The following is a 4526-nucleotide window of genomic DNA, read 5'->3' as shown; positions in this document are numbered from 1 at the left end:
GCTTAAAGGGGTATACTCAGATATGGGACGACTAAAGATCATTGATTTAAAGGCAAATGTGGAGGTCATTTAATAACCATGGATACCGGGATATGTCATTTTCCACACGAATCGGGACACAACCTTTATACTATTCATCAATTTCTTTCAACTATTTACGGATAGAAACATTAATTCTTGTAGCTGGTTACACCTACTACTCCTCAGAAATCATAAGTGTGAAAATTAATGATTACGGGAAGAAATGGAGATTACTGCAGTATGAAACCACCGTCCAAGATGATAAAACTGTGTTGTAACCCTCGCTTTAGCAATTAAGAAGCTTTCTCCGGAAGATCGGATATTCCCGATCTGCTGTTCTACAGCAATATTCTTGGTGAAGCGGTATGGACAGAAACTCTATGTTGAGATATCCCCTCACGATCTTAGGAGACATTCTGCTACGTACGCTAACGCAAACAGTAATGAAATGCCTTGGAGATTATCTCCAAAGTTATTCTTCGGTATCAGGGTCTAAAAACATCTCAGGTAAATTTTGGAGTGGAATGATTATCTCTGTTAACTTCCAACCCATACCTCTGCGCCTCAATATAAATTTCACCTCCTTGCCGGGTTCACTATTTCTCGTGGTTATAGAAAATTTGCTGAAAGACTCATAAGACATAGATGCGTTGAATAACGGCTTTGACTGTGCTTGCACCATTGTGTCGCCATTGGGTCCCTCTGACTCTGTTTTATCACCTTTCATTAATTCCGTAATGCCGACAGGGGTAACATAGACATCTACCATCTTTTCCACCATCATACCAGCGAATGCCGCACCAAAAGCAACAAACAGGTTGCCTCTTTTTGTTTCCTTAGCCATTACCGTTCCGAGCATTACATTCATTTGGTCTTTCAGACTTTGCCGCAATGCTGGAAAATCGACGTGTTCGGATAGCGCTTCTCCATTGTGGCTCTCTGCAGCAGTCTTCATCTGATATACCGTAATATAAGGTGCAGCAAGAATATACCCGAGTACAAGGACTATGACCGCCCCAACTCCATAATTTATTTTCTTCATCGGCATCTTATTTCGATTGCTAACAATGATTAGATTGACTCTGTTAATCTGCTGAACATAAATTCCCTCATCGTATAATATTTCATTGATATTGAAAATACAACCACGATAATCACTTTTGTAGCGAACACATGAACTGTCAGGACCTTTAGAACATAATCTGTCCAGTTAGAATGTATAGCATGGAAGTGCCCATTAATGAAGAGAACTGAAGTGCTATACGAGGTTCGGAAAGTGATATTTGAAGAAACATACGATAGATGGAAATTTTACATGAGGGATTAGAATCGATTTAAACATAGTCTTAGGAGTCTCTATCTCAGTGAAATCCACCTAATAAGCATCATCCTGTGAATACTAATAATTTATTGGTTACAGAGAGAAAGTCTGTGTAACTTGAATAAACCGGCCTGCGCTGTTTTTTTGCGTAGGTCCGGTTAAACGCAGAGTTAGAAGATTTGGTTAATTATTGACGACCAATTGTTTTCATATTGCGAAACCTGCGCCAACTTAAGCTTAAATACACCTTTACCAGTAAATGGTTTCCCGTGACGTTCAAGGAAACGCTCTTTATATTCGAGGTAACCAGGCGACAAAATAGCGTTGAGTTCGTTTGCAGTCAGGATAAAATATCGTGGTGGAGTACCGTCGGCCGGAATGTGGACAAGCACCCAGGGTTGGAGTGTAGCTTGAGGAATGATGTTACCAACAATCCATTCCTTCTTAGGGGAGGACTTGACCTCAGCGACCACGACTTTAGTTGCGTCGTTGTTCAAGGCAACAACGTCCACGCGCTTGGCGTTTCCCATTGTTATGGATGCACTGACCCCTCGACGAAGTAACTCCGCAACAACGAAGTGTTCGCCCGCCATTCCTACCGAATACTTCTCTTTTTGCGACGACATAAGTCTCCCAAATATGTTTATATGGATCAGTATAACATCCTAATAAACCTTTCAACTGATGTATAATACACCTGAGAAAAGGGCTTCATTTCAATTCCTATCCTTGCGATATTAGCCACTTGCACCCCAGCTGTCGCGGCTCAACTTTATTCTCCTAATTTTCCGTGTTAGATTATAAAACTCTTCCTGAAGGAAAGTCTACTCTGCTTACAAATTTGTTTACTTCCTTTCTATATAGATTTATATGGCTTTATTACTTATTCACCTTTTTTACTTCTCACCATTATCTTAATGTCATTTACGGTATCTTCAATCTTCCAGATCGGAAACCCAAAGTGTCCCCTCAGATATTTCCTCACTTCTATTAATATGGCACCTCTTTCAACCTACTCATCAAATTCCTTTTTCGATAGTTCACGCCCCCTTGATTCCCACTTATGAATATTACGGTAGTCCTGGCCTGTTTCACTCATTACTCAATGCTGCACTCAATATATAAATGATTTCCATGAAACTCAATTTCAAACTTAGATTCAAGACCATCGAATCTCAAATCGTAACTTATATCCTGAATCATTTCATTGACACTTTTCTTGGTCCATCTTCGATTTTTACCTTTGTATATATTAATACGTTCAAAATCAGTTATCCCATATGTATCTGCTATATCAATATCGTTGAGGCTATCAGCAATAAGAGCAACTTCAAAAGGGTAGCCGCCAATAAATCTAAATTCCAATTTAGTGTCATCAGCCACAGCTTCTTGCATGGACAATAATCGCTTAATTCTTTGAAGATTTTGAGGGCTGTCACCATCTAATAGCATATGGGCTAAATATAGATGAATAAATTCTATCTGTTCTTTAATAAATTTATTATTATTATAAGGCGTAATGGGGTTTTCTTTGCGATAGTCAGCACGGTATTTTTTTGCCCACGCCCTGAATAGAATCCAAACCTGTGTTTCTAATTTATTATTTATGATAGACATTGATTCAGTTTATCTATGATTTATAAGATAATCCATCTATTTTATTCTATTGATGTTTCCATTTCAGAATGTGACATTGTGAAATGGTAACATCAGGCTACTTATTGCGTTTGACAAAAGCAAATGCATGTTGTAAGCTTCTTACAACACGTTATTGTCAAAGGGGGGCATGATGCCAACAAAATTAACATTCGGTGCGTTTTTTAAACAAAAGAGAACCGGGCTGAAAAAGACCTTGCGTCAGTTCTGTGCCGAGAACAATCTTGACCCCGGTAATATCAGCAAGCTGGAAAGGGGTCTTATGGCCCCGCCTCAGGGAAGCGACAAACTTGAGGAGTATGCCGGTTACCTTCACATAAAAAAAGGCACTGACGACTGGTATAAATTTTATGATATGGCCCATATTGAATCCGGACGCATACCTGAAGAGCTACTCGAAGATGAGGATGTTGCCGCAAGCTTGCCTATTCTGTTCAGGACACTGAGAGGCAAGAAAATCTCAGAGAAAAAACTCGATGAGCTGGTACAGTTGATCCGCAAGGCATAGTCTATGGCAAAAAACCCAATCAACCTCAACCGTTACCGGTTCACCCTTGCCCATGAAATCGGCCATATCGTCTTGCACAGGACTTTGTACAAAACAAATCGGATCTTTTCAATAGCCGAATGGAAGGAAGTCATCAACTCTATGACGGAAGAAGAACATGGCTGGATCGAGTATCAAGGATACGCCTTTGCCGGTCTGATCCTTGTACCGCGAGACAATTTGATAAAGCATACCAACGAATGGGTCAAGAGAATAAAAGGCAAGGATATTTCCATAGAAAAGAATTGGGACTTTGCCTGGGAATTGATTACCGAGAAAGTTAATTGCTGCTAATTTGATATTTCGGAGAACTATGGGCTATTTTATTAATGAAAACCAATTAGAACAATGGGTTGAAGCAGCAGAGGATATAAAAGAAGGATTTGGTATAGATAAAGCCCTGGGATATCTTATTGGCGAGAAATTTTATGGCTTGATGCAAGACTTTCAACATTCTAATCAAATGATAAGGACTATAGATAACGATAGAAAAAAACCGGAGCATACCCCAATAAGAACGACTTATATTGGTGAACATAAGCATGTAATAAATGTGGATGAGGAATATGAGTATTACCGGAACAGGATCTCAATGCTGCAAGACATATTAACCAAATTTGCAGGATTGATAAAAGAATCTTTCGGGCCTATTGAAATAAGGGGATATTTTCTATCTAATCCACGATTAGGAGCCTTAGGGCACATATGCTCAGAAGATGATCATAACTTATTTATCGAACATGGCGCGGTTGAACATTCTATTGATACAGAGGTTGAGGATGCGCTAATGTTTGGCGAAATGATGAAATATTTTGGCCTTTCCTTATAATAGTGTACGCAGCACACCATCGGCTAATGCTTGCTCATGACTCAGCCTCGGAAATATTTATTGCTAAATTCCGGAGATGCTCTACCAGTTCATGCAAGCTTTGTTGATGGATTATCAGGACGACCTCATAAGGCGCTAGTTTTACCGCCTGC

6 protein-coding genes are annotated in these 4526 nt (G+C 39.5%); 3 read left to right on the top strand and 3 right to left on the bottom strand.

Annotated elements, in window-relative coordinates:
* Positions 1-493: 493 nt before the first annotated feature.
* The 3 genes from IT392_09475 to IT392_09465 form a co-directional block, all read right to left on the bottom strand.
* On the bottom strand, positions 494-1063 hold the full coding sequence (locus IT392_09475; GenBank protein MCC6544716.1) for a DUF2939 domain-containing protein: 570 nt from the start codon (positions 1061-1063) through the stop codon (positions 494-496).
* Between the two features lie 449 nt (positions 1064-1512).
* Entirely contained in the window at positions 1513-1968 is a 456-nt protein-coding gene (locus tag IT392_09470; protein MCC6544715.1) for a hypothetical protein, read from the bottom strand.
* A gap of 472 nt (positions 1969-2440) precedes the next feature.
* A complete protein-coding gene (locus tag IT392_09465; protein MCC6544714.1) occupies positions 2441-2959 on the bottom strand; it encodes a hypothetical protein in 519 nt (172 codons plus the stop codon).
* Between the two features lie 169 nt (positions 2960-3128).
* On the opposite strand from IT392_09465, the gene IT392_09460 reads away from it, so the two are divergent.
* Genes IT392_09460 through IT392_09450 form a run of 3 tightly spaced genes read left to right on the top strand, consistent with a single transcriptional unit; the run spans position 3129 to position 4374 of the window.
* Positions 3129-3506, top strand: a complete 378-nt coding sequence (locus tag IT392_09460; GenBank protein MCC6544713.1) for a helix-turn-helix transcriptional regulator — start codon at positions 3129-3131, stop codon at positions 3504-3506.
* Positions 3507-3509: 3 nt separating this feature from the next.
* Complete coding sequence (locus IT392_09455) at positions 3510-3839, top strand: ImmA/IrrE family metallo-endopeptidase (protein ID MCC6544712.1); 330 nt, start codon at positions 3510-3512, stop codon at positions 3837-3839.
* Positions 3840-3858: 19 nt separating this feature from the next.
* Positions 3859-4374, top strand: a complete 516-nt coding sequence (locus IT392_09450; GenBank protein ID MCC6544711.1) for a hypothetical protein — start codon at positions 3859-3861, stop codon at positions 4372-4374.
* The last annotated feature ends 152 nt before the right edge of the window (positions 4375-4526 follow it).

This window comes from Nitrospirota bacterium (genome assembly GCA_020846775.1).
In the GTDB taxonomy this organism is placed as follows: domain Bacteria; phylum Nitrospirota; class 9FT-COMBO-42-15; order HDB-SIOI813; family HDB-SIOI813; genus RBG-16-43-11.
The sequence above is the reverse complement of the archived record's forward strand: the minus strand, read 5'-3'. Positions and strand labels throughout refer to the sequence as shown.

Bases quoted from the DNA above. Each gene is read 5' to 3' on its own strand.
- IT392_09475 (MCC6544716.1), bottom strand. From the start codon at position 1,063: ATGAAGAAAATAAATTATGGAGTTGGGGCGGTCATAGTCCTTGTACTC.
- IT392_09470 (MCC6544715.1), bottom strand. From the start codon at position 1,968: ATGTCGTCGCAAAAAGAGAAGTATTCGGTAGGAATGGCGGGCGAACAC.
- IT392_09465 (MCC6544714.1), bottom strand. From the start codon at position 2,959: ATGTCTATCATAAATAATAAATTAGAAACACAGGTTTGGATTCTATTC.
- IT392_09460 (MCC6544713.1), top strand. From the start codon at position 3,129: ATGATGCCAACAAAATTAACATTCGGTGCGTTTTTTAAACAAAAGAGA.
- IT392_09455 (MCC6544712.1), top strand. From the start codon at position 3,510: ATGGCAAAAAACCCAATCAACCTCAACCGTTACCGGTTCACCCTTGCC.
- IT392_09450 (MCC6544711.1), top strand. From the start codon at position 3,859: ATGGGCTATTTTATTAATGAAAACCAATTAGAACAATGGGTTGAAGCA.